The following is a 22281-nucleotide window of genomic DNA, read 5'->3' on the forward strand; positions in this document are numbered from 1 at the left end:
GTTCGCAATGACGTGTATGCATCTTAAACGTCATTGCGAGACTACGTAGTAGTCGAAGCAATCCATTTCTATTCACTTTCCTGGATTGCTTCGTTGACCTACGGGCTTCCTCGCAATGACGGTTTGTATGGGTAAATACTAATCGGGTTAGTTATAGATTTAAAAAGGAGAAAATATGGAATATATATTATTAGTTTGTAGTATCGTGGCGATCCTTATTATTATACAGATGGTTAAGGTTGTACCACAACAACAAGCATGGATTGTTGAAAAATTTGGGAAATTTGATAGCATCTTGCAGCCTGGCTTGAGTATTTTGATACCAGTGATTCAGAAAGTAGCCTACAAACATACTTTAAAGGAAGAAGCGATTGATGTGACTGCTCAAACAGCCATTTCCAATGATAATGTTACGTTACTAATAGATGGTGTGTTATATGTAAAAATTGTCGATCCAGTTGCTGCATCTTATGGGGTTAATAGTCCATATTATGCTATCACCCAGCTTGCACAAACCACCATGCGTTCAGAAATAGGTAAGTTACCATTAGACAGAACTTTTGAAGAACGAGAAACCTTGAATATCGCTATTGTTTCTGCTATTAACCAAGCGGCAGTCAATTGGGGGATACAATGTATGCGTTATGAAATTAAAGACATTCAGCCACCACAAACAATACTTAAAGCGATGGAGTTACAAGTTGCAGCAGAACGTCAAAAACGAGCTCAAATTTTAGACTCAGAAGGCAATAGACAAGCAAAAATAAACCATGCGGAAGGCGAGAAGGCTCAAGTTGTATTAAATTCTGAAGCTTCCTATATTGATCAAGTAAATAGGGCTAAGGGTGAAGCTGAAGCAATAGGATTAGTAGCCATGGCTACTGCTAAAAGTATTGAGCTTATAGCAGCCTCTATTCAGAAATCTGGAGGAAACGATGCAGTATCTTTAAAAATTGCTGAACAATATATATCTGCTTTTGGTGAGTTAGCCAAGGATAGTAATACCGTAATTCTACCGGCAAATCTTTCTGAACCAGGAAGCTTTATAACTCAAGCTTTAAGTATTTTTGATCAGCTGAAATCAGTGAACGATAAAAAATTGCCTAAGGAATCATCTACAAAGAAAAAACTTAGTGCTAGTGAATAATCTGCTATACTCTAAATAATATGTGCAAATCTAATGATTCAAAATAAGTATATTGTTAGACTGGCATTCTTTGGGTTATTTATAAATATCATTGTCAACATGATTTACTATCGTTACTTCATTATTGAAGAAATGATTTTAAAGCAAGTTGGAGAAGCAAATATTAAAATAGCTGATGTTTATACAAAAAATGTTTGGAATAGGAATAAAATTGTTGTAAATAAGTTACATGAATTTGGTTATATAAATTTATTGCGAGATGCGGATTTCATTAGGTTCGCAACTACTTCAGTTGATATTTTTGTTAATCTCAATGCCTATATTTCTTTATATGATCTACAAGGTCATAAAATTATAACCAGCTCTCCAATTCAAGTAACAAGTCAAGAAAACTCTCCTGAAGATAATCTGTATCAAAAAATTCTTAGCAGAATTGATAAATATTTTCTAAAAGAACTGGTTGTAGAACAAGCCTTTAACAAAGCCTTTAAAGGGGTAACAACTCATGCATTAATTCCTAAAGCCATATTCCATATGTCAGGGAAAGTAGAGAAGGCATCTTGTATAACAAGTTACATTCCAATAATAAACAGCGACCTATCTGACTATCCTGTTGATGGTGTGTTAGAGATTAATACCAATATTACTAGTTTATGGTCAAGTGTTATAGAGCTGGAAGAAAAAGTATTACTGACCTTTTTTATTATTTTGGTAATATTCTTAGTTATAGTTACGAGTAATACAAATTATGCACAGAAAATTATAGACCAACAATTTGATGCTAATAAAGCATTAGAGGAAGCGGTAATTAAGGTTAGAAATGAAAGTTCTGCTCATACTAAATTTTTTGCCAATGTTAGCCATGAGCTGCGTACTCCTCTGAATGCTATTATAGGTTTTTCAGAAATTATGATGTCCACGCCTTACAATAAAGAGCATGGTAATTATATAAAAGATATTAATGACGCAGGCAAGCATTTGCTCAGTATAATAACTGATATATTAGACTTATCAAAAGCATCGGCTGACAAGCTATTAGTTGATTTTGTCGAGTTAGACCTAAATAAATTAATTACTTCTACTGTAAGGATAATGAACCCAAGAGCTGATCAGGCATCAGTGCAATTAATTGAAAAATTACCAAAAGATCATATTGTTATAAAAGCAGATCCCAAAAGACTTAAACAAGTATTTTTTAACCTTTTATCTAATTCTATAAAGTTCACCAAAGCATCAGGTACTATAACAATTTATGCTGAGAAAGATGACTCTAAAGGGCTAGTTTATATACAGGTTATAGATACTGGTATAGGAATTGATGAGAGAGATATTCCCAAAGTACTGTCAACCTTTGGGCAGATTGATAGTACTGTTGGCAGAAAATACCAAGGAACCGGTCTTGGTTTACCACTTACTCGCAAGTTGGTTGAATTAATGAAAGGTAAATTTGATTTACAAAGTAAAATAGGCATAGGCACTACTGTAACATTAACTTTTTCTTCTGATTAGTATTATAAATGGAGTAATAGAATGAATCTCCTTATTGTTGTTTAGGATTCATTTCCTATAGAAGATTAGTATCTGCTCTTCATTTTGTATATAGGGTAGATACATTCCATTAGTCCATTATACCCCTACCTGCTTATCTTTGTTAATCCAGAATTCGGGTTGTGTGGGTCTGTTTTTTTCATCTGACTCTTCGTTTGTCCAGCTACGTCTGTGCTAATATGCTTCGATATACTCTCTTTTATTGCTTCTACGTTTGGAGGAGTATTTTTATCATCTTGCACACTTCTTGACATATGATGTGCTATATCTTTACCTATTTTTTTTGCATGATCCGTATGGTTTAGCTTACTTTCCATTGCCAACTTAGCTACTGTTATATCTGCTCTATTGTTCACTGATACACCTTTGAAAGATAATTTACTTATATCACCGGTGAGTTGTACATTATCTAAAGTAATAGGATCTTTTTTATGGTTTTTATTATATTGCTTAATTGCTGGTAAAAGAGTTTCTAAGGATTTTGCATCAATAGTAGCTCCAGTAAAACTTATTTTCTCTTTGAAATCTGTCCCCTTAAATGAACAATTACTAATTTCACTATTTTGAAAAGAATTGTCCATAAACGTCGCATCATTGAAATTAAAACCATTAATTTTGACATTCTCAAGAGGCATGTTCGTTTCATTATTAAAGATAAGACCGCTAAAATCCCTGCTAATTAAAGAATATTCCAATGTTTTTGACTTATTAGCAACATGCGTGTTATCGGTTTGTTGTTGTAGTAACTCTCCTAAATCTGCTTTCTGCCCATTGATGGTAGGAATGCGCTTACGCACTTTATCTATAATTTCACCTGCATATTCATGCCACCTTTGTCTACGTTTCTTGTAAGAGGTAAAGCTTGTTTGTACCTTATATCTAACTCCTTCAACTAATAATTTTGTTACCATTCCTCTTGCTACTGGATCAGATGATAATAACTTAAATGTACCAGTAATTACGGATAGATAATTACCCTTATTATACTGCATCGCTATCTCTGTTAATGCAGGCACTTTTTCGCTAATTTTTTCAATAATTTCTTGACCTTTGATTTTCAAATTTCTCCCTATGAAAGTGCTATTCAGGAATTCATCTACTATAGGTCCCAGGATCGCAGAATTTTCGTTAAGGAGTTTTGGAATATCTTTTATGATAACGTCTTTTACTGCTGAATTTCTTTCTATAAATTGTACAACAGAATCTGCCAGTTCTCTACCTTTAGAGTCTTTTTCTTGCTCGGATGTATTGAGAAGCTCCTGAAGTTTGTTCGCAATAACAATAACTCCATCTTTATCCTTTAAAGATGCATTAGCAAATTTGGTAATTATAGGTAGGAGATGTGGGGTGATATTGATAGCAGTATCGACCATTCTGAAAGCTAGCTCAGAGGAAACTCCTGCACTATCTAATTGCCTCTTAAGTTCTTCCTGCTTAATCATATTTTCTGTCAAGGCCAAAAGACTATCCTTATTTGTTTGCAGATATTCTGGCACAGAGTGTTCTAATATAGGAGAAAGGCTCTGGACTATTTCTCCAACATCATCGATTATTTTAGTTAAAACCTTCTCTTTTGCATTAGCGTCTATATCGGCTCTTTGGTATTCTTGCCAATTATCATTAATTTTCATAAGCGTTGGCACCCTACTTAGACCAGTATCAACTACTTTAATTGCTAATGATGTTGTAGCATTTATTAACTCTGCTGATAAATCATATTTCTTAAAATCCTGGTTATTACTAACTATATTATTTGCTATTACTGCTAGTGCCGCTTCATTATCCTTAATGATTTGAGGTAGATTTACAGCAATATTTTGTTGTAAATCTTCGTTTTTAAGTAATGTGATAACATGCTTGTTTAATCGCTCTGTCGCTTGGTCTTTCTGTTCTACATCCTCGGTTTTAGCTAAGGTTTGCATATCACTATATATCTCTTTTATATCCTCCACATTTAAAACAGTCATAGTATTTTTTAGTAAATCAATAGATATAGGTATAATTGACTCATAAAATTTGTGATCCACTCCGTTAAGCATTGGTACAATTGGAGATACTATTATTTTGTGTACATCTTCTTCTTGGAAAGTCTTATTACATTCTTTCGCTAAAGTGCGGGCATTATTATCTAGCATTTCTAGCAATTTTGGTATAGTTGTAGAAGCAATTTTTGCAATTTCCCCTTTATGTTTTGTCAGAGTTGCCGGTAATTGATCGTGTAGTAATTCTAGCATTTCATTTTGTAGCAGAATCTTTGGTAGTTGTTGTACTACGGCAAGTTTTTTAATGCCTCCTGCTTTATCTAAAGCTGTGACTTCCTGCAAACTGTTAGCTTCTCGTATTTTACTATCAGTATCATCTAATATAACAGATTTTAATGTTTCATATAAAGCACCCACCTTTTTAGGGTCTTGCAAAGCTATACCAGCAAATTCTGAAACTATAGGTACTACATCATGCAATAATTCTTTCCCTATACCAGAATCTTCTAGTCTTTTATCTAATGCCATATTTGATGAAATAATTACTTCTGCTGCGGCTTCTACATATTTTTTCTCCTCAATTAGAAATTTAGATAGTTTACCACTTTTTAATAATGAACTAATATCTATTGTATCTAATATTTTACTCTGATAGTCTTTTTTGATTTCAGGATCTTTAATAATTAACATATCTACAGATAGGTTAATTATTTTTAATAAATCTTCTGGTTTTTCTAACATCGAAATAGTAATGTCCTGGACAATGGGCAGTAACTTACTATTGATATAATCTTTATCAAGACCAGCTTCTTTTAAGTTGTTGAATAAAATTGCTCGATCATAATTTTTTTGTAGAGATTTTAGATAATTAACTTTCTCTTCTAATTTGGGCATTTTAGATACATCTTTCTTGTCTTTTAGAATCTGTAATTCTTTTTCCAACGTCGGCAGACTATCTATATCCTTTTTGTGATCATCAAATTCTTTTTTTATATTATTTATTTCTCCTAACTCTTTTAGCATTACAGTAATTAGCATTGGGGCAAGATGCTGAACTAAATAGTTAAGAATTACAGTATTGTCAGTAAGAAATTGAGAAGTGTCAGGATCTTTTAATAATCTTATGAAGAAAGGAGGATGAGATGGATCATATGGCGTTTCACCATTGAATATTTTCTGTATTTTGGCTAGTTCTTCTGCGTAAAATGATACCGAGGTAGCAATGGCAATACCCTGAGATATATGACTTGCTGCAAACCCAATACCTTTCATATCAGCTTGAAGCTTTTGACCTGCACTAATAGTGTCCTCCTGCTTTTTTGACGATAGTAAAGGAGTCAGGATTTTCTCCATACCATCTCTATCCTTTAAGATATCCTTAGCTATTCTAAAAGCTTTATCCTTTTCTTCTTGATATGAACTTTCCGTTTTCTCTTCAGCTTTCTTCTCTTCAATCATTAATTTCTCAATTTGTTTCTGTTCTTTTTTCTTATATCTATCAACCAACTTTTTATGATTACTTAATTCATTCTTAATTTTCTGTAACTCTTGGTTCCATGAGTCTAATTGCTTTTTAGCAGCTTTGTCTTTATGATTCTGATTTCCTTGGTTAATAAGTTCAGAATAATCTTGATTTTTTTTCAATAATTCTCCTAACCTACCATTTAATAGATTTTGATATTGTGCTATCTCTTTTCTTTTTTCTGCAATTTGATTTTCGTTTTCTAAGGTAGTTGTTTTTTGTTGTAATTTTAATATATCTTTCTCTTTCTTATAAATATCTTTTTGCAGTTCTCCCAAAGTAGAATCGTCCGGCTTTACTACCTTTTGAATTTTTGCTCGTAATTTGCTAAGCCGAGATTGCTCTTTATCCTTACCCATAACCTTTACCCTTCTTTCAAATTGTTTTTCTTATCAGCTAATATATTAACCTGAATTCGATATAACAAGCTATTCAAAAATCTGTTATATCTATAAATATAACAGATTTTTTTGCTCCACTAATAGCTGTTTTCATTATTTTTGCGGTATTGCTTATTTTTTTTAGAATATAACCCATCTAAATCTAAAAACTTTCACAGTTTTTTGAATAAATCCTCTCTTCAATCTCGTGACGAAAATGACGAATTAAACCTTGAATAGGCCAAGCAGAGGCATCTCCAAGACCGCAAATAGTATGCCCCTCGATCATTTTAGTCACGTCTAACAATTGATCTATTTCTTCTATTTTTGCCTGACCTCGTACTAATCTCATCATAACTCGCCACATCCACCCTGTACCTTCTCTGCATGGGCTACACTGACCACAAGATTCATGCATGTAGAATTTACTAAGCCTGGCAATAGCGTAAATAATATCCGTAGAATTATCCATAACAATAATTCCACCAGTCCCAAGAGCCGAGCCAGCTAATTTCACACTATCAAAATCCATTGCCAAATCTTCACATAGTGATTTTGGTAACAATGGTACTGACGAACCACCTGGAATAATAGCTTTCAGATTATCCCAACCACCACGTACACCTCCAGCATATTTTTCTATCAATTCCTTTAAAGGTATGCCCATAGATTCTTCAACATTACATGGTCTATTTACGTGACCAGAAATACAGAAAATTTTCGTGCCGGTACTGTTAGGCTTCCCGATTGAAGCAAACCAATCCCCCCCACGTCTAAGTATAGTAGGTACAACGGCAATTGACTCAACATTATTAATAGTTGTTGGACAACCATATAAGCCGAAATTAGCTGGAAATGGTGGCTTCAGTCTAGGAAATCCTTTATTCCCCTCTAAACTTTCGAGCAGAGCTGTTTCCTCACCGCAAATATATGCCCCAGCCCCTCTATGCAAATGAATGTCAAGTTTATACCCAGTACCACAAGCATTATCACCTATAAAACCAGCATCATAAGCTTCATCTATAGCCCGTTGCACATTGGATGCTTCGTTATAAAATTCACCACGAATATATATATAGCAAGTATGTGCGTTAATAGCAAAACTGGCAAGCAAACAGCCTTCAAGCAATTTGTGCGGCTCATGTCTTAGAATATCACGATCCTTGCATGTACCAGGCTCTGATTCATCAGCATTAACCACTAAATAGCTAGGTTTCGGGTGTTCTTTAGGCATAAACGACCATTTGAGACCAGTTGGAAATCCAGCACCGCTCCGTCCTCGCAAACCTGATTTTTTTATTTCATCAATTATCCATTCTCTACCTCTAATAATAAAATCTTTTGTATTATCCCAATCTCCACGTTGCTTGCTACTTATTATATCATATTTTTTCTGCCCACTAAGATTAGAAAAAATTTTATTGCTAGTTTGTAACATAATTTACTCTTAGAATATCTACAAATGAGAGTATAGATGAAGGTAAATAATTGTGAAGAATAAATTTAGGGGTTTTTATCAGGATGGTTTAAAACTCACCTTACGCATAAACCCCATGACAATTTAAAAATTCCGGAAAAGTACAAAACGCTATTAGCGAGACCACTACGTGCTCGAAGCAATCCACATTCATTAGATTGCTTCGTCGCTACTAAAGTAGCTTCTCGCAATGACGCCAAGCTATTTTCTATATGACTTTTAAATACCATGCGTAAGGTGAGTTTAAAAGTCATATCTAGTATATGGTATACTTAAAAATACTCAAAATCTAGGCAATTAAAATTTTATTCACAGAACCTAAAAATATTTGATAAAAATCAATATTTTTTTCCTAAACTACTTAGTGCTAGAGATTTTTAGTATATATTACCTATAATTATTGCAATTATGAGGTAATATGTGTACTAAAAGCTTATATCAAAATCAAGCGATTCAAAATTTAATCATAAAATCTGTTACAGATAATAGTGTAGTCATTTCAGGTTATGCTAGTGTTTATAATATTTCTGATCAGCATAATGACCTGATTGCTAAAGGGGCTTTTGCTTCAGCAGATCATTCGTGCATCAAATTTCTTTGGCAGCATGATTGGCAACAGCCAATAGGGGTGATTAAGTCTTTGGAGGAAGATGATTACGGCTTAAAAGTTGAAGCTATAATTAATAATAAAATCGACAAAGGTAAAGAAGCTATAGAGCTTGTTCGCCAAGGAGCCGTTGATGGTCTTTCCATTGGTTTTAATATAAAATTAGCAAATTACAATAACTTAAACCAAAGAATTATCACTGAAGCGGAATTAATTGAGGTGAGTATCGTAACTTTCCCGACCAATTACCATGCCAAAATTTCGCATATCACTAAACAAAGATACTTAAATGATTTGAATATAGTCAATTCAGGGGAATTGGGTAGCAGGAGCGATTTTTCATCAATTTATAATTTAGGCAATAAGCAACGGGCTAGTAATCAGCAGATTTGCGATAGCTTTTCTTTAAAACAAAAAAATGTAAAACATTCAATTTTAATGGAGAATAAAATGCATACAGAACTAATAACAAAACAAAATAACAATGAAGTAAAAATCAATGAGTTACAAGAAAAAGTTTATAATTTAGAAAATTTTCTATCTCGTCCAGAAATAGGGGGGATGCAAGATATTGAGCATAAAACTGCCTTTAATAATTATATTCGTAAAGGTAACCAAAGTGAATTAATCGAAAAATCTTTAAATAGCGGGTCTGAGGAAGGAGGGGTGTTATTAGTACCAGCTCTGTATAATAGTATCATCACTGAGATTAACGCTAGATCACCTATGCGGCAATTAGCATCAATCGAAACAATTTCTAGTAATGCCCTTGATATAGTAATTGAAGAGGGGAATTTTGCTAGTGGCTGGGTTGGTGATTTACAGGCAAGAGAAGAAACAGCTACTTCTAAACTAAAGCAACAGAGAATTTTTGTACATGAGCTTTATGCTCAGCCAAAAGCCAGCCAAACTTTGATAGATGACTCAGCCATTCGGATAGAGAATTGGTTGATAGAACGTTTAAGAGATAGTTTTGTTAAAGCAGAAAATGATGCGTTTATTAATGGTGACGGTAAGAAAAAGCCAAGGGGTATCTTATCAAGAGCTCGTGATAAAATAGAGCTATTTGAGATGGGGGGACAAGTTACTGCCGAAAAATTATTAGATTTCATTAATTTACTTGATGAAGAATATTTGGCAAATGCTAGTTTTTTGATGAACCGTACCACTTTATCAGAAGTTCAAAAACTTCAAGATAATAATGGTCGATTTATTTGGCAACAATCGCTCTCTGATTCTTTAAAGCAAACAATATTTGGTATATCGGTGCTGTGCTGTTCTGAGATGCCACCTATCAAGGAAGGTAATATGGCAATTGCTATAGGTGATTTTAAATCAGCCTATAAAATCATAGATCGTGGTGGTATTAGTATAATGAGAGATCCTTATACTGATAAGCCATTTGTCAAATTTTACGCAGTTAAAAGGGTAGGGGGTGACGTAGTGAATCATAGTGCTATTAAGCTGGCTATGTTTAGTTAACCTATGTGAAGTAGCTATATGCATAAAAAAAATACTTTTAGGATTATTGAATTAATACCTCAGACTATTTGGACTCTAGTAGAAGTCAAAAATTATATGAGGATAGAAGGAAATTATGATGATGATTTAATTAACAGCTTGATAGATGCTGCAATTATGGCTGCTGAGAATTTTACTAAACTTGCAATAATAACAAGGCGGGTAGAGTTTGTTTGTAATATTAAAAATCAACAAAATTTTCAGTTAAAATACCAGCCGATAAAGGAATTGGTGAAGATTACTCTAACAAATAACAGTCAATCTATTGAGCTGCGATCTGATCAATATCACCTAGATCACGATCGATCATTGTTATGTTTGAATAAAAAGTTAGAAAATTGTCAATTAATAGTTGAATATATTGTGGGTTATGATAAAATTAATATTCCAGCTTCAATAAAGCATGGCATATTAATGCATATAGCAGAAATGTATGACAGAGAAAGGCAAAATGCCACTTCTCTGTCGACAGAAATTAAGAATCTATATCTACCATATAGACAATTAAGAATATAAGGCTTTTGGAAAGGTAAAAATGAAGAAATCAATAGCACGTACTCTACAACATCAGGTGAAAATTCTAGAGAATTTTTCTACAAGTGAGATAGAGCAAGAAAAATGGCAAGAAAGATTTTCTACTTATGCTGAAATAAAACCTATTTCTGATAATCGATTTACCTCGATAGAACATTTGAATTTTGGTCATATTATGACCGAAGGGTTTTATGTGTTTAAAATGAGATTTATCACCGGTATTACCACCAAAATGCGTATATCATTTAGAGATAGGCAATTTGAAATTAAGCGGATTATTAACGTTGAAGAAAGAAGTAAATTCTTGAATATTATAGGGTTAGAAATATATGTCTGTTAATTTTATTCATGATTTTCACATGACCATATATAACTTATTATCTAGGGAGCCAGATATTAGGCTTAGTGTTGACCGGATTTACATATCGGTAGTCCAGGATGCAAAATATCCGTTCTTACTAGTAAATATTTTGAAAGTTGAAAATATTTCAAGATTAGGGCAGGATATTTACCAAGTGGAATTTGAGATAAGTGCTTTTGCTAGGGATAAAAATCAGGGGCTTTTAACTTTACTGGCGGAGAAAATTACTAATAAATTAACAGCTAATTCGTGTATTCTTCAAGATTACATTGTTGCTGGTATGAAAGCCTGTAATATAAATTTTCAGCGTAGTTCTGACCTTATTACTACTAAGCTTACTATAGATTACAAAGCCTTATTAAAGGAGAACAGAATTAGCAAAAAGTCTGCAGTAAAGGGGGGTAAAGATATTGATTAACAGTTTAATAGGAGTGATTATGAATTTTCATGATATACGTATGCCGGAATTTATTGAAACTTTTGCTGTTGGTAAACCGGAATTTGCTACTTCTTGTGCTATGACATTATCAGGTAGGGAAGTAAGAAATTTAGATAGAGAATATGCTAGACAAAGATATTTGATTAAAAATTGTCGTCTGAGTAGTTTTGAATTTGAGCAATTTAGCTCTTTCTTCAGAGCAAGAAGGGGGGGAGTTTTTCTTTTCGCTTCAGAGATAATGTTGATCATCAAGTATCAGGGCAATTCATTGCTGAAGGCGATGGAAAATTAACCCAATGTCAACTGATTAAATTATATGATGACCCAATTTTACCCTATGCTAGAACAATTAATAAACCGGTAGCTGGTAGTGAAGAATTCTATGTTAATGGTGTAAATTTGGATGTTCAGCTTGATTATAATACTGGAGTTCTAACCTTACCAAGACCATTAGATAAAGAGCAAATTTTGACAGGTAATTTTATTTTTGATGTAGCTGTATGATTTACTAATGATAGCTTTGAATATTCTTATTCTCCTGATGGGTCAATAGAATTATCGCAAATAGAATTATTGGAGGTTATATGACAGAATATATGGATAATTCCATAGCGGTACATAATTTTACTTATTGTTTCCATATCACGTTACAAGACGGTTTTGAGTTGTATCTTACTGAATCTGATAAATCTTTATCAATTGATGGTATAAGATTTATGCCAAATTCTGGAATAACTTTAAAGGAAGGAGTTTTTAATGATTCTGCACAGAATTACATTATCTTAGAAGGAATTTTTGAGAATAATGGAGTAGAGCAACATTACGATTTAACACAAGCTATGGTCAAAATATATGCTTGTTTTACTAATTCTTGTAGGCATTTTGTTACTTATCGCTGCAGTACTTATACTAAAAGGGATTTAGATTTTACTTTACGTTTAGAGCCAAATATAGAGCTATATAATCAGTCGTTACTGCAATCTTTTAGTAAGAAATGTCGTGCTAGTTTTGGAGATTTGAAATGCAAAATAGATAAAACAGTTTATAGTCAGATATATAATATTCAGGAAATATTTGGCAGAACTATAGTCATTTCAGATATTGATAAAGAAAGTGGTTATTTTAATTATGGGGATGCTATTTTAGCTAATGGTCAATTTTATAGTAAGATAATTAGTCATTCTGGAAATGTAATTATATTGGATCAATTAATTCCTGATAGTATGAAGTGTAATAAAACGGTTGATCTTACTATAGGTTGTGATAAAAACTTTATAACTTGTTGCAATAAATTCAACAATGCAGTAAATTTCAGAGGAGAGCCATTGATTCCTGATGATAATTTTATAAAAGTGATTTAGAATGTATGGCAACCTCTTAGGTCACGTAGTGGTCGTGGTAATCGATAATAAATATGAAAAATAAAATATGAAAACTAAATGAGTAAAGATTTTGTAAGACATTTCCTAACTGGCTTTTTTAGTATATTTAAAATATCTAAAACAACAATAAGAAAGAAGCCGGAGACAGATTTGTCTGAGTATTTTGTTAAAATAGAAAAATATATTAATTCAACATTTCAAGAAATAAAAAAAGAATATGAAAGAGAGTAAAAGCTTCTTTGCTAGTAATAATAGATTGAATAAAGGATATTCAAAAATTAACAATAATCCTAGAGAAAAAGATAATAGCTTCTATCGTAAGAAGTTTGAGCATGTTATGCCGCCTATAGATTTAATGGAAGAATATGAAAATCTTCATCCTGGAACCTTGGCAAAATTAATTGCTATGGCAGAGAAAGAACAAACGCATAGACAGCAAATGGATATTAAAAGTATTGAGGTTTATGAAAACATAACAAAAAAAGGGAGAGTTAGTGCGGTTATATTTATGATAATGGTCTGTATTACTACGCTAATTTTAGCAATGTTCGGGCATTTTATGATAGCTAGTATTTTTACTGTTTCAGTATTTTTAGTTATAGGAGCCGGATTATTCCTATCTTCTACTAAATTTACCAGGCAGAAAGATTATCATAGAAGATGACAATAGCTACCCTGAAAAATATTTAACCGGATAATGTTTGTCATTTTTGGATAAAATTTTGACACAAGGTTTAAAGTGGGCATAAATCCTAGAATTCAGGTTTAAAGCCTATTGTTATAGTCAATTCAGGGGAATTAGGTATAGTCAATTGATGGGAAGTTGGTGACGTCGTCACTCGTCGCTCGCCTATTACTTATAGGCGTCGCTCCATCGTTCCTAGCCCCAAATTCCCCTGAATTGACTATAGCAGGAATGATGAAGCGATGCCTATAAGTAATAGGCGAGTGACGACGCATAAGCGTCAGTTTAAGAAAACAATAATTGAGAAATCGTCATTGCGAGGAGACCGTAAGGTCGACGAAGCAATCCAGAAAAGTGATTAGAAATGGATTGCCACGCCACCTACGGTGCCTCGCTAATAGACGACTTTTCTACTTTATTTTCTTAAACTGACGTTTATGAGTGACGACGCATAGGTTCATTAGCGAGACCACGCAAGTAGGTCGTGGCAATCCATAAAAGTAATCAAAAATGGGTTGTTTTGTTGCCATAAGGCTTCTTCGCAATAACGATGACCTGTAAATGCCATGCGTAAGGTGGTAAAATTTAAATGTTGAGTAAAATTTATGAGTAAATTACAAAAAGAAATGCAGGAAAGGCAGGAAACTCCTTTTGAGTATTTGGTATTTAGTGGGGGAGGAGCCAAGGGGGCAATATATTCCGGCGTTTATTCAGCCTTGGCAGAATCTGGAGCAGTTGGAATGGTCAAGGCGGTTGCAGGTTCATCTGCTGGGGCGATAAGTGCGGCGATGGTTGCCTGTGGTATTCCACCTGAAGAATTTGAGAAAATTTCAAAAGAGACTAATCTTAAAGGTTTACTTGGTACGCAAGGATTTTCAGCTGGTCCGGTGCAGATTGGCAAGGATGGTACCCCATTATATGGTCTTTTAGATACTACAATCAGAAAAGGGGTATTAAATTTTTTGGAGGACAAGAATTTTGGAGAGCTTTGTCAGTCAGGTCGTGATAGGATTGTACAACAGCAAGAAAAGTTAGAGCGAAAAAAGCAAGAGCTTTTAAACTCGATTGAACAATTAAAACAACAAGATGGTGATAATAGTCAACAGATTAGTGATATAAATGAAAATATTCAAGGGTTGGATTTTCAAAAACAACAGTTAAATAAGCAATTTGACAAAATTCAAACTATCATAGACTCTAATGGTAAAGAGTTCAGTGAATTAATGGAAAAATGCCAAGTTGGTGGGAAAATCCTTTTTAAGGATTTAGCTCTTTTAAGACTTGTTGATTCAGAGCAATTTAAAGATTTATTAATTACTGCAGTAAGGCGAGATAATGGTACGTTGCAAATTTTTAGTGCGGAAAATAGCCCTGATGTTGAAATTGCTTTAGCTTGCCGTGCCTCTGCTTCAATTCCTATAGTTTTTCAACCGGTAACAATTGATGGGGTTGAATATGTTGATGGGGGATATAGGGACAATGTACCTATTGGATATTTTCCTGACAATGAGAACAAAGTGGATTCTGTCGAAGAGTTAGAGGGTTTTGAGAATGTTGCTCTAGCAAAAAAACAGGGTAGGGTACTGGCTCTTGCTTTTGGTAGTGGTATGGATGCTTCAACAAATGTGGCAATATATAGTGCCAAGCTTTTTGACAGTCCAGGTGCTATAATAAAATTTTTAATGGATGTAATATATAAAACTCTGGCTCAAGTTGGGGGACATTTTAAATATACGGAAACTGATAAAGCTGCTCTTACTAATTTACGTGAGAATGCATTAAACACGGTGACGCTAGATACTCAAGGTATATCCACTCTTGATTTTGATGATGCTCAGAAATATGCAGGTTACTTGCATATTAAAGGACGTTTTCAGACGTTGGAATATTTAGATAATTACGACCTAGGTGAAAATGTAGATAAAAACTTTGAACGGCAAAAATTCCTTCTAAGTGTCTATGAGGCTTATGATAATGAAAATTTGAATAAAACATTTTCTCAGAAATTGTTAGGTCATATAATTCCGTCAAAACCTAAAACTGAGAGAAGTTGGCAAGATCGTGATAATATGCGAAATCATGAAGAAAAAGCTGATACACTTTTATCTTTTTGTACGGCAGAACGTTGGGAAGGTAAAGATAATAAGAGTACCTTAAAAGAGTATGTAATACTTGCAGCAACTAACCGAAATAAAGAAGTCAGAAATGATACCAAGGCATTAGAATCGCTGATTAAGACTTTAAACTATCCAACAACATCAAGTAAAATTAAAGAAGATTTTATACAATTACTATCTATTGATAAAAAACAAGATAAAAGATTGGATACAGAAAAAAGTCCAGCAAAGAATATTGCGGAGTTTAAATTTACAAAAGAAGATTTTAGTGGCTTTTTAAGCAAAAACAAAAGTGAAGCTTTTCGTATTAGTAGTCAAGGGAAAGGAGTAGGAGCTGCTAAGGGTGGATGACGCTAAACATAGAATTACTTATTATAGGTGTTGTTCTATTGCTCCTGCTACTACCCAATTCTCCTTAATTGACTATAACAAATCTGTGGGGTATTTGTGAATAATCTTATTTGTAACCGTACCAACAATTCTTGGAGTACTAATGATTTAATTCACTCAGAACTTATTGCATCGAGAGATTTAATATATAATCCATGTCAGTTTATATGCTCTGAACCAGTAATAGAAAAGGAAAGTGCTGAATATGGAGCCTACATATTCAAACTAAATTCTATGAATGTTATATTTCGTGTTGCTAAGATTACTCCTACAAAGATTGGTCAATTTGTAACACTATGGAAGAGAATTGGGAATGGAGCAATTCAGCCATATGATACTGCAGATTCAATTGATCTTTTTATTGTGACAACACGTAAAGGAGATAATTTTGGTCAATTTATATTTCCACAATCTGTTTTGTATAAATATGATATAGTCTCGCACAATAACCAAGGTGGTAAGAGAGCGATAAGGGTATACCCACCTTGGGATATTGTTATAAACAAGCAGGCTAAAAAAACTCAAGCATGGCAATTAGAATATTTTTTAGAGATTCCAGGAAATATAGTAAAGGCAGTTGAGTTATGTTAGTGATTGTGATAATATAAAATGAAAAATGTCAACTAGCCCATACAGTATAGATTTAAGAGAAAAAGTAATAAAATATCTAGAAGCAGGAAATAGTCAAAGGTCAGCATCTAGAGTTTTTCAATTGAGCCCTACAACAGTAAATACATGGCATGTAAGGTATAAGAAAGAAGGTCATTATCAAGCAAGGAAGTATAAAGGAGCAAAGCCTAGTATAGAAATGGATGATTTTATCAAGTATGTAGAAGAAAATCCTAATAGCAAAACGGAAGATATTGGTAAGAAATTTGGGATAAGCGCTAGTGGGGCAAGATATTGGCTAAGACAATTGGGATTTAGTTATAAAAAAAAGCCTTTACCTATGTGGAAGCTAATGCTGAAAAGCGATGTAAGTATTTAGAAGATATCAAAGATCTAGCTACAGATGCGCTTGTGTATATAGATGAGAGCGGAATAGAGATGAACATTACCCAAGATAGAGGTTGGGGAAAGAAAGGTCAAACACTACAAGCAAAGAAGAGTGGGAAGTATTACCAAAGGACGAATATTATAGCAGGTTTGGTAGGTAATAAATCTATAGCCCCTTTTGTATTCAATGGCACCTGTAATACCGAACTATTTAATAATTGGGTAGAGCAATTTTTGATAAAAGAGCTTATAGCTGGTCAAGTTGTGATTTTAGACAATGCTGCTTTTCATAAGTCTAAGAAGACTAAAGATTTAATAGAATCAGTAGGATGTAGGGTAATATTTTTACCACCTTACTCTCCTGACCTAAATCCAATAGAGAAATTTTGGGCTAATATGAAAAGGTGGATTAAACAAAAAATCGGGCTTTCACAAGAATTGTATAACACCATTTGTGCATTCTTTGCTGTAACATAACTTAACTGCTTTTACTATAAACCAATTAACTACGAGAGAGTACAAATGCTTTATAATCAAGTTAAATAAATTTTGGATTGCATCAATACCACTAATCGTAAAAGTTAACCATCTTCTCAGAGATTAATTGGTTGTCATATTTTTCTAAAATATCTTGTCGAATTTGCGCACCAAGATGTTTTCGTAACGAAGGCATAGTGATTAGCAGCTCCATAGCTATTGCTAAATCTTCTATATTTTGAGGTTTGACTAATAACCCATTTATTTTGTCTTGTATTAATTCTCTGCCACCTGGAGCGTCAGTAGTAATAATCGCTCTACCATATGCCCCAGCCTCTAAAAGGGAGCGGCTTAGTCCTTCACGATAGGAGGGCAATACGGCGATGTGGGCTTTTTTCCATATTTCTTCTATATCTTTCTGATATCCAAGATATTTGATATATCCTAGATTTTGGTAGTCTTTCAATATGGATTGTGCTATTGATTGTTTATTATTTTGCTCAGGCTGACCAACTAACCAGAATTCAGCATCGATATTTTTCTGTTTTAATATTTTTGCGGCATATATAAATTCATATACACCTTTATCAATAAGCATTCTAGCTACTAAGGCAACTACTATTTTATTACCTAACGGTTCTGGTAGGAGAGGGAATTTCTTGGTTTCTATACCAACACTACATTGTTTAATGACTAAATTTGGTGGAGCAATACCTAATTTCACTACTAAAGCTAAATCATCATCATTTTGTACAACAAATAACATGCTTTTATAATAGCTTATTAGGGATAATATTTTAACTATGATCTTCCTAAGGCATTTTAGTAAAAATTTATTGCTGATAAACAATAAGCCCATACCAACAAAAGTGTTAATGATTTGTGGTATATTGCACAGAAAAGCACTGATACTTCCATAAAAAATTGGTTTTATAGTGAAATTATGTAATATATCAGGTTTTTCCTTATTTAATATTCTGATTAACTTGAATAATAATAGTAAATCAGCAAAAAGGTTAATACTCCCACGCTTTATTGAAATTGGAATTATTGGTAAATTATGCTGTTCTATTTTATCTTTAAATTCACCAATATCTGTTAGTACTTTAACTTCATATCCTTTCATTTTACCAGTCAAAGCGATTGGCAGAAGATGGTTATAAAAGTGCCCATCTGTATTTGTAAAAATAATGATTTTTTTCATTTATTTTTCTTTATAATAACTCTATAACATAAAATCATACTCAAATGATTTGGGAAATGGGGACAATAAGCAAAGGGTGAACACGCGAATTACCTACAGTCTTGCGGAGCAAACTCTTCAAATCATTTGAGTATAATTGAATTAAACTTATTATATAGTATATGTCAAGATATTTAGTCACTGGTGGGGCTGGTTTCATTGGTTCGCACCTTGTTAAATTATTAACAAAAGAAGGGCATCAAGTTGTCATATTGGATGATCTTTCAACTGGTACCTTTAATAATTCACCTGATAAAAATATTGAATTTATTCAAGGAAATATTTTAGATCAAGATATTGTGAAGAAAGTATTTAGAAATATCGAGGGTTGTTTTCATCTTGCAGCAGTGGCAAGCGTGCAGGAATCAATTAATAATTGGCACTATAGCCATCAAGTAAATTTAACAGGAACCATTAATATCTTCCTTCAGGCAAGTAAACAAAATATTCCTGTGGTATATGCGTCATCTGCTGCTGTTTACGGGAAGATCAGTGATTTTCCTCTACAAGAAAATGGCAAAGTGAGTCCACTTTCTCCTTATGCGGCGGATAAATATGCCTGCGAGCTACAAGCTAAGGCTTTTGGCGAGGTTAAATCTCTTAAAAGCTGTGGTTTACGCTTTTTTAATGTTTATGGTACAGGACAACCTAAAAATTCTGATTATTCTGGTGTAATATCAATATTTAGAGAACAAGTGAAAGATGGTAAAGAGTTGGTGATTTTTGGTGATGGAAATCAAAGTCGGGACTTTATACATGTTTCAGATGTAACAAATATGTGTGTTAGAGCCTTATCTATGGCGGCATCATCGGCACCAGTACTAAATGTTTGCACAGGACGTGCCTATTCTATAAATGAACTTATTCAATTAATTGATAAAATCGCTGTTATCAAAGGAATGAAATATCTACCACCTCAAGTTGGTAGTATAAATACTTCTGTTGGCAGCCCAGAATTGGCTCAGCAGATTTTAAATTATAAAGCAACATATGAGTTAGCAACTGGATTATTAGAGTTATTTAGCGTAAATTTATGAATTCCAAAGAAACCCTGATTTTAGTAGCAGATATTAGGGGGTGGGCTTTTGATAGCGTTGCTTCGTTTGTTCAATCTTTGTTAAATGATCAATATGATTGTCATATAATTTATAGCGGTGATTATAAAACATCGGAGGAGTTTTTAATTAATTTAAACCAATATAATTCTATTAAATTAATACATTTTTTTCATCGCGGGTATTTAACGCACTTACTGCAAATTATAGCAGATAACAGTATTAACACTAATAGTAATATTGAAAAATTATTAAATATTGCCATTACCATTAGCATACCTGATCATTTATTTATTGAAAATGAATCTGACATACTAAAAAATCTACCAACTTTCCGATTTATTGACAACTACTACACTAGCTCTAAAAGATTGTATGATATTTATGCAAATATCCCAGAATATCCAAAACCGTGGCAAGTAATTTATGATAATGTATTAATTCCAGATTCACAAATTCCCCCTGATCCTAAAATTGGTTTAGCCTCTAGTCAGCTAGTTATCACATGGATCGGTAATAGTGCTTGGGAAAGTTGGTATAGTACTATTGACGATTACAAAGGTCTAAAAACAGTAATTATACCAGCCCTAGAACATCTTGAGCATGAGAAAATTTATATCAAAAAATGTATAATAGATAAAAATAAGCGATTACACTCAAAACAAGAAGTTTGGGATACTCTAAAAGAAACAGACATTTTGCTAATAGCCTCCGTGCAAGAAGGAACACCGTTGACGCTTATTGAAGCGATGGCATTTGGTTGTGCAATTATTACTACTGACGTGGGGATTGTCCGGGAGGTGCTACCTGATATACAACATCAGTTTATAATCAACAGGAATCATCTGTATCTTACGGAGGTAATAAAAAAATTAGATGTTGACCGAGATTTACTAACAAAAATTAAACAGCAAAATTTTCTTGCTTATCAAAAAATCTTTGCCGATAAAACCAATTTGCAAAATTTATGGCTTTCGTTTATAGATATTTCAGTAAAAAATCATAACAAAAAACAAAATTTACAAATAAAGCAACAAATTTTAAGAGATATTAATCTTGTTAGTAAGGGCGAAGCTCCATCGATAATTGATAAAATCCGTTCTATTCGTTTGTTAAAAAAGATAGCACAACCTCTTCTAAGATATTATTGGGTTAGATTGCTTGCTAGACGAATAATTACAATGCTTTATTCTTGTTCTTCAGAAAATGATTATGATAATTTTAAAAATTTTATAATCAAATACCAAGGACAGCAAAAGGATATAGTCAATTCAGGGGAATTAGGTAGCAGGAACGATGGAGCGACGCCTATAAGTAATAGGCGAGCATTGAGCGACAACGTCACCAACTTCCCATCAATTGACTATAACGATATTTACGTAATATATTCTAGTACTTTTCCTGGAGTCGCTAACTCCACTAAAGAATTATTTGACCAAATAATTCCTTTTCCTATAGGCAAAGGAATTATTTTGCTAAGTTATATTAATGCATATTTACCTAACAAAATTATCACTAAAATAGCTCAGTTAATTATCAAAACAGGCATTAAAAAATTAGTTATATCGGGTGGGCTTGATGTTCATGCTCAATTAGTAGAAAAGTTGCATCAGCTTAAGGCTGATAATTATTTAGATATTTACTTTTTATGGCATGGTTCTCCTGCCCAATGGGTAGATTCTCATCATTGCCAAGATTTTTATAAATGGTTAAATTTATATAAACAAAATAAGATTAAGGCTATTATCACCCTGAAGAAAGGTCTAGAACAATTTTTGATAGCTAATGGTATTCAATCTTATTTATTACAAAACTTCATACCATCAATGCCTGAAAAAAAGGTGATAGCTATAGAGAATAGTAAATTTACAATTGGTATATGGAGTGCTTCTAGCATATGGATAAAAAATCTCTATCCTCAATTTGCCGCAATAAGTATGTTGAAAGATAAGGTTTCTTGTTATACTAATTGCCATTTTAATGACAATAAACATGCTTGTTGGATGATGCAGGATGTAGAGCTTAAAGTTTTTCCTGAGCAATTACCACATCAAGAACTAATAAAACTTATTGCCAATACTAATTTAACTTTATACGTTACTAATTCAGAATGTTCACCTATGATAGTTTTAGAGAGTCTAAGTTTAGGAGTGCCTTGCTTAGTTGGTCCTACAGCAGATATTTATGATGATCAATTTTTACGTGATATGTTAACTGTTAATCGCGTTGATTGTCCGCTGACCATATTTAAAGCAATAGAAAAGGTTCAACAAAATATTGATATAATACGTTCTAAACTACCGGAGTTTATTATAAAATATAATAAAAATGCTCTTGCTTTAAAAAACTATTTGCTAACAGTCATAAATAATGATCATAATAGGTGAGGGGAGTGATAGGCTTATGGATTGCCACGCT

At 33.1% G+C, this 22281-nt stretch carries 19 protein-coding genes and 1 pseudogene; 16 read left to right on the top strand and 4 right to left on the bottom strand.

The features are described 5' to 3' along the window. Nucleotides 1-175: 175 nt before the first annotated feature. Both AAGD42_RS06755 and AAGD42_RS06760 read left to right on the top strand, forming a co-directional pair. Nucleotides 176-1147, top strand: a complete 972-nt coding sequence (locus AAGD42_RS06755) for an SPFH domain-containing protein (RefSeq protein ID WP_341752738.1) — start codon at nucleotides 176-178, stop codon at nucleotides 1145-1147. A gap of 33 nt (nucleotides 1148-1180) precedes the next feature. After that, the gene (locus AAGD42_RS06760; RefSeq protein ID WP_341752739.1) at nucleotides 1181-2656 is read left to right on the top strand and encodes a sensor histidine kinase; all 1476 of its coding nucleotides are present in this window, start codon (nucleotides 1181-1183) and stop codon (nucleotides 2654-2656) included. A gap of 125 nt (nucleotides 2657-2781) precedes the next feature. Here the strand turns inward: AAGD42_RS06760 and AAGD42_RS06765 are convergent, their stop codons facing one another. Both AAGD42_RS06765 and nuoF read right to left on the bottom strand, forming a co-directional pair. Then, on the bottom strand, nucleotides 2782-6558 hold the full coding sequence (locus tag AAGD42_RS06765; protein ID WP_341752740.1) for a hypothetical protein: 3777 nt from the start codon (nucleotides 6556-6558) through the stop codon (nucleotides 2782-2784). 184 nt (nucleotides 6559-6742) lie between these two features. Then, nucleotides 6743-8017 carry an NADH-quinone oxidoreductase subunit NuoF gene (gene nuoF / locus AAGD42_RS06770; protein ID WP_341752741.1) on the bottom strand — a complete coding sequence of 425 codons (1275 nt, stop codon included), beginning with the start codon at nucleotides 8015-8017 and terminating at the stop codon, nucleotides 6743-6745. 457 nt (nucleotides 8018-8474) lie between these two features. Between nuoF and AAGD42_RS06775 the strand changes: the two genes are divergently transcribed. The 8 genes and pseudogenes from AAGD42_RS06775 (at nucleotide 8475) to AAGD42_RS06810 (ending at nucleotide 13564) form a co-directional block, all read left to right on the top strand. After that, nucleotides 8475-10145 (top strand): phage major capsid protein, encoded by a 1671-nt coding sequence (locus AAGD42_RS06775; RefSeq protein ID WP_341752742.1) that lies wholly within the window; start codon nucleotides 8475-8477, stop codon nucleotides 10143-10145. 18 nt (nucleotides 10146-10163) lie between these two features. Further along, a complete protein-coding gene (locus AAGD42_RS06780; RefSeq protein ID WP_341752743.1) occupies nucleotides 10164-10700 on the top strand; it encodes a head-tail connector protein in 537 nt (178 codons plus the stop codon). A gap of 19 nt (nucleotides 10701-10719) precedes the next feature. Next, entirely contained in the window at nucleotides 10720-11058 is a 339-nt protein-coding gene (locus AAGD42_RS06785; protein ID WP_341752744.1) for a phage head closure protein, read from the top strand. Then, complete coding sequence (locus tag AAGD42_RS06790; RefSeq protein ID WP_341752745.1) at nucleotides 11048-11497, top strand: hypothetical protein; 450 nt, start codon at nucleotides 11048-11050, stop codon at nucleotides 11495-11497. The genes AAGD42_RS06785 and AAGD42_RS06790 overlap by 11 nt, the downstream gene beginning before the upstream one ends. Nucleotides 11498-11537: 40 nt before the next feature. Beyond that, nucleotides 11538-12022, top strand: a pseudogene (locus AAGD42_RS06795) (DUF2460 domain-containing protein). 80 nt (nucleotides 12023-12102) lie between these two features. Further along, nucleotides 12103-12879 carry a DUF2163 domain-containing protein gene (locus AAGD42_RS06800; RefSeq protein ID WP_341752746.1) on the top strand — a complete coding sequence of 259 codons (777 nt, stop codon included), beginning with the start codon at nucleotides 12103-12105 and terminating at the stop codon, nucleotides 12877-12879. Nucleotides 12880-12957: 78 nt separating this feature from the next. Further along, on the top strand, nucleotides 12958-13131 hold the full coding sequence (locus AAGD42_RS06805) for a hypothetical protein (protein ID WP_250310584.1): 174 nt from the start codon (nucleotides 12958-12960) through the stop codon (nucleotides 13129-13131). Beyond that, the gene (locus tag AAGD42_RS06810) at nucleotides 13118-13564 is read left to right on the top strand and encodes a DUF2335 domain-containing protein (protein ID WP_410520934.1); all 447 of its coding nucleotides are present in this window, start codon (nucleotides 13118-13120) and stop codon (nucleotides 13562-13564) included. Before AAGD42_RS06805 ends, AAGD42_RS06810 begins: the two co-directional genes overlap by 14 nt. Before the next feature lie 134 nt (nucleotides 13565-13698). Here AAGD42_RS06810 and AAGD42_RS06815 read toward each other — a convergent pair whose 3' ends face one another. Then, entirely contained in the window at nucleotides 13699-13860 is a 162-nt protein-coding gene (locus tag AAGD42_RS06815) for a palindromic element RPE2 domain-containing protein (RefSeq protein WP_341752747.1), read from the bottom strand. Nucleotides 13861-14190: 330 nt separating this feature from the next. Between AAGD42_RS06815 and AAGD42_RS06820 the strand changes: the two genes are divergently transcribed. From AAGD42_RS06820 to AAGD42_RS06835, 4 genes are all read left to right on the top strand, one after another. Beyond that, entirely contained in the window at nucleotides 14191-16053 is a 1863-nt protein-coding gene (locus AAGD42_RS06820; RefSeq protein ID WP_341752748.1) for a patatin-like phospholipase family protein, read from the top strand. A gap of 96 nt (nucleotides 16054-16149) precedes the next feature. Further along, the gene (locus AAGD42_RS06825) at nucleotides 16150-16683 is read left to right on the top strand and encodes a MepB family protein (RefSeq protein WP_341752749.1); all 534 of its coding nucleotides are present in this window, start codon (nucleotides 16150-16152) and stop codon (nucleotides 16681-16683) included. A 25-nt stretch (nucleotides 16684-16708) separates the two neighbouring features. After that, entirely contained in the window at nucleotides 16709-17080 is a 372-nt protein-coding gene (locus AAGD42_RS06830; RefSeq protein ID WP_341749594.1) for a helix-turn-helix domain-containing protein, read from the top strand. After that, nucleotides 17044-17565 carry an IS630 family transposase gene (locus AAGD42_RS06835; protein WP_341749620.1) on the top strand — a complete coding sequence of 174 codons (522 nt, stop codon included), beginning with the start codon at nucleotides 17044-17046 and terminating at the stop codon, nucleotides 17563-17565. The genes AAGD42_RS06830 and AAGD42_RS06835 overlap by 37 nt, the downstream gene beginning before the upstream one ends. A gap of 91 nt (nucleotides 17566-17656) precedes the next feature. Here AAGD42_RS06835 and AAGD42_RS06840 read toward each other — a convergent pair whose 3' ends face one another. Beyond that, nucleotides 17657-18769, bottom strand: coding sequence for a glycosyltransferase family 4 protein (locus AAGD42_RS06840; protein ID WP_341752750.1), 1113 nt, complete (start codon nucleotides 18767-18769; stop codon nucleotides 17657-17659). Between the two features lie 161 nt (nucleotides 18770-18930). Between AAGD42_RS06840 and AAGD42_RS06845 the strand changes: the two genes are divergently transcribed. Both AAGD42_RS06845 and AAGD42_RS06850 read left to right on the top strand, forming a co-directional pair. Continuing rightward, complete coding sequence (locus tag AAGD42_RS06845; RefSeq protein WP_341752751.1) at nucleotides 18931-19845, top strand: NAD-dependent epimerase/dehydratase family protein; 915 nt, start codon at nucleotides 18931-18933, stop codon at nucleotides 19843-19845. Continuing rightward, the gene (locus AAGD42_RS06850; protein ID WP_341752752.1) at nucleotides 19842-22250 is read left to right on the top strand and encodes a glycosyltransferase; all 2409 of its coding nucleotides are present in this window, start codon (nucleotides 19842-19844) and stop codon (nucleotides 22248-22250) included. The genes AAGD42_RS06845 and AAGD42_RS06850 overlap by 4 nt, the downstream gene beginning before the upstream one ends. Nucleotides 22251-22281: the final 31 nt, after the last annotated feature.

The sequence above is a fragment of the Candidatus Tisiphia endosymbiont of Dioctria linearis genome, from assembly GCF_964026545.1.
Classification (GTDB): Bacteria; Pseudomonadota; Alphaproteobacteria; order Rickettsiales; family Rickettsiaceae; genus Tisiphia.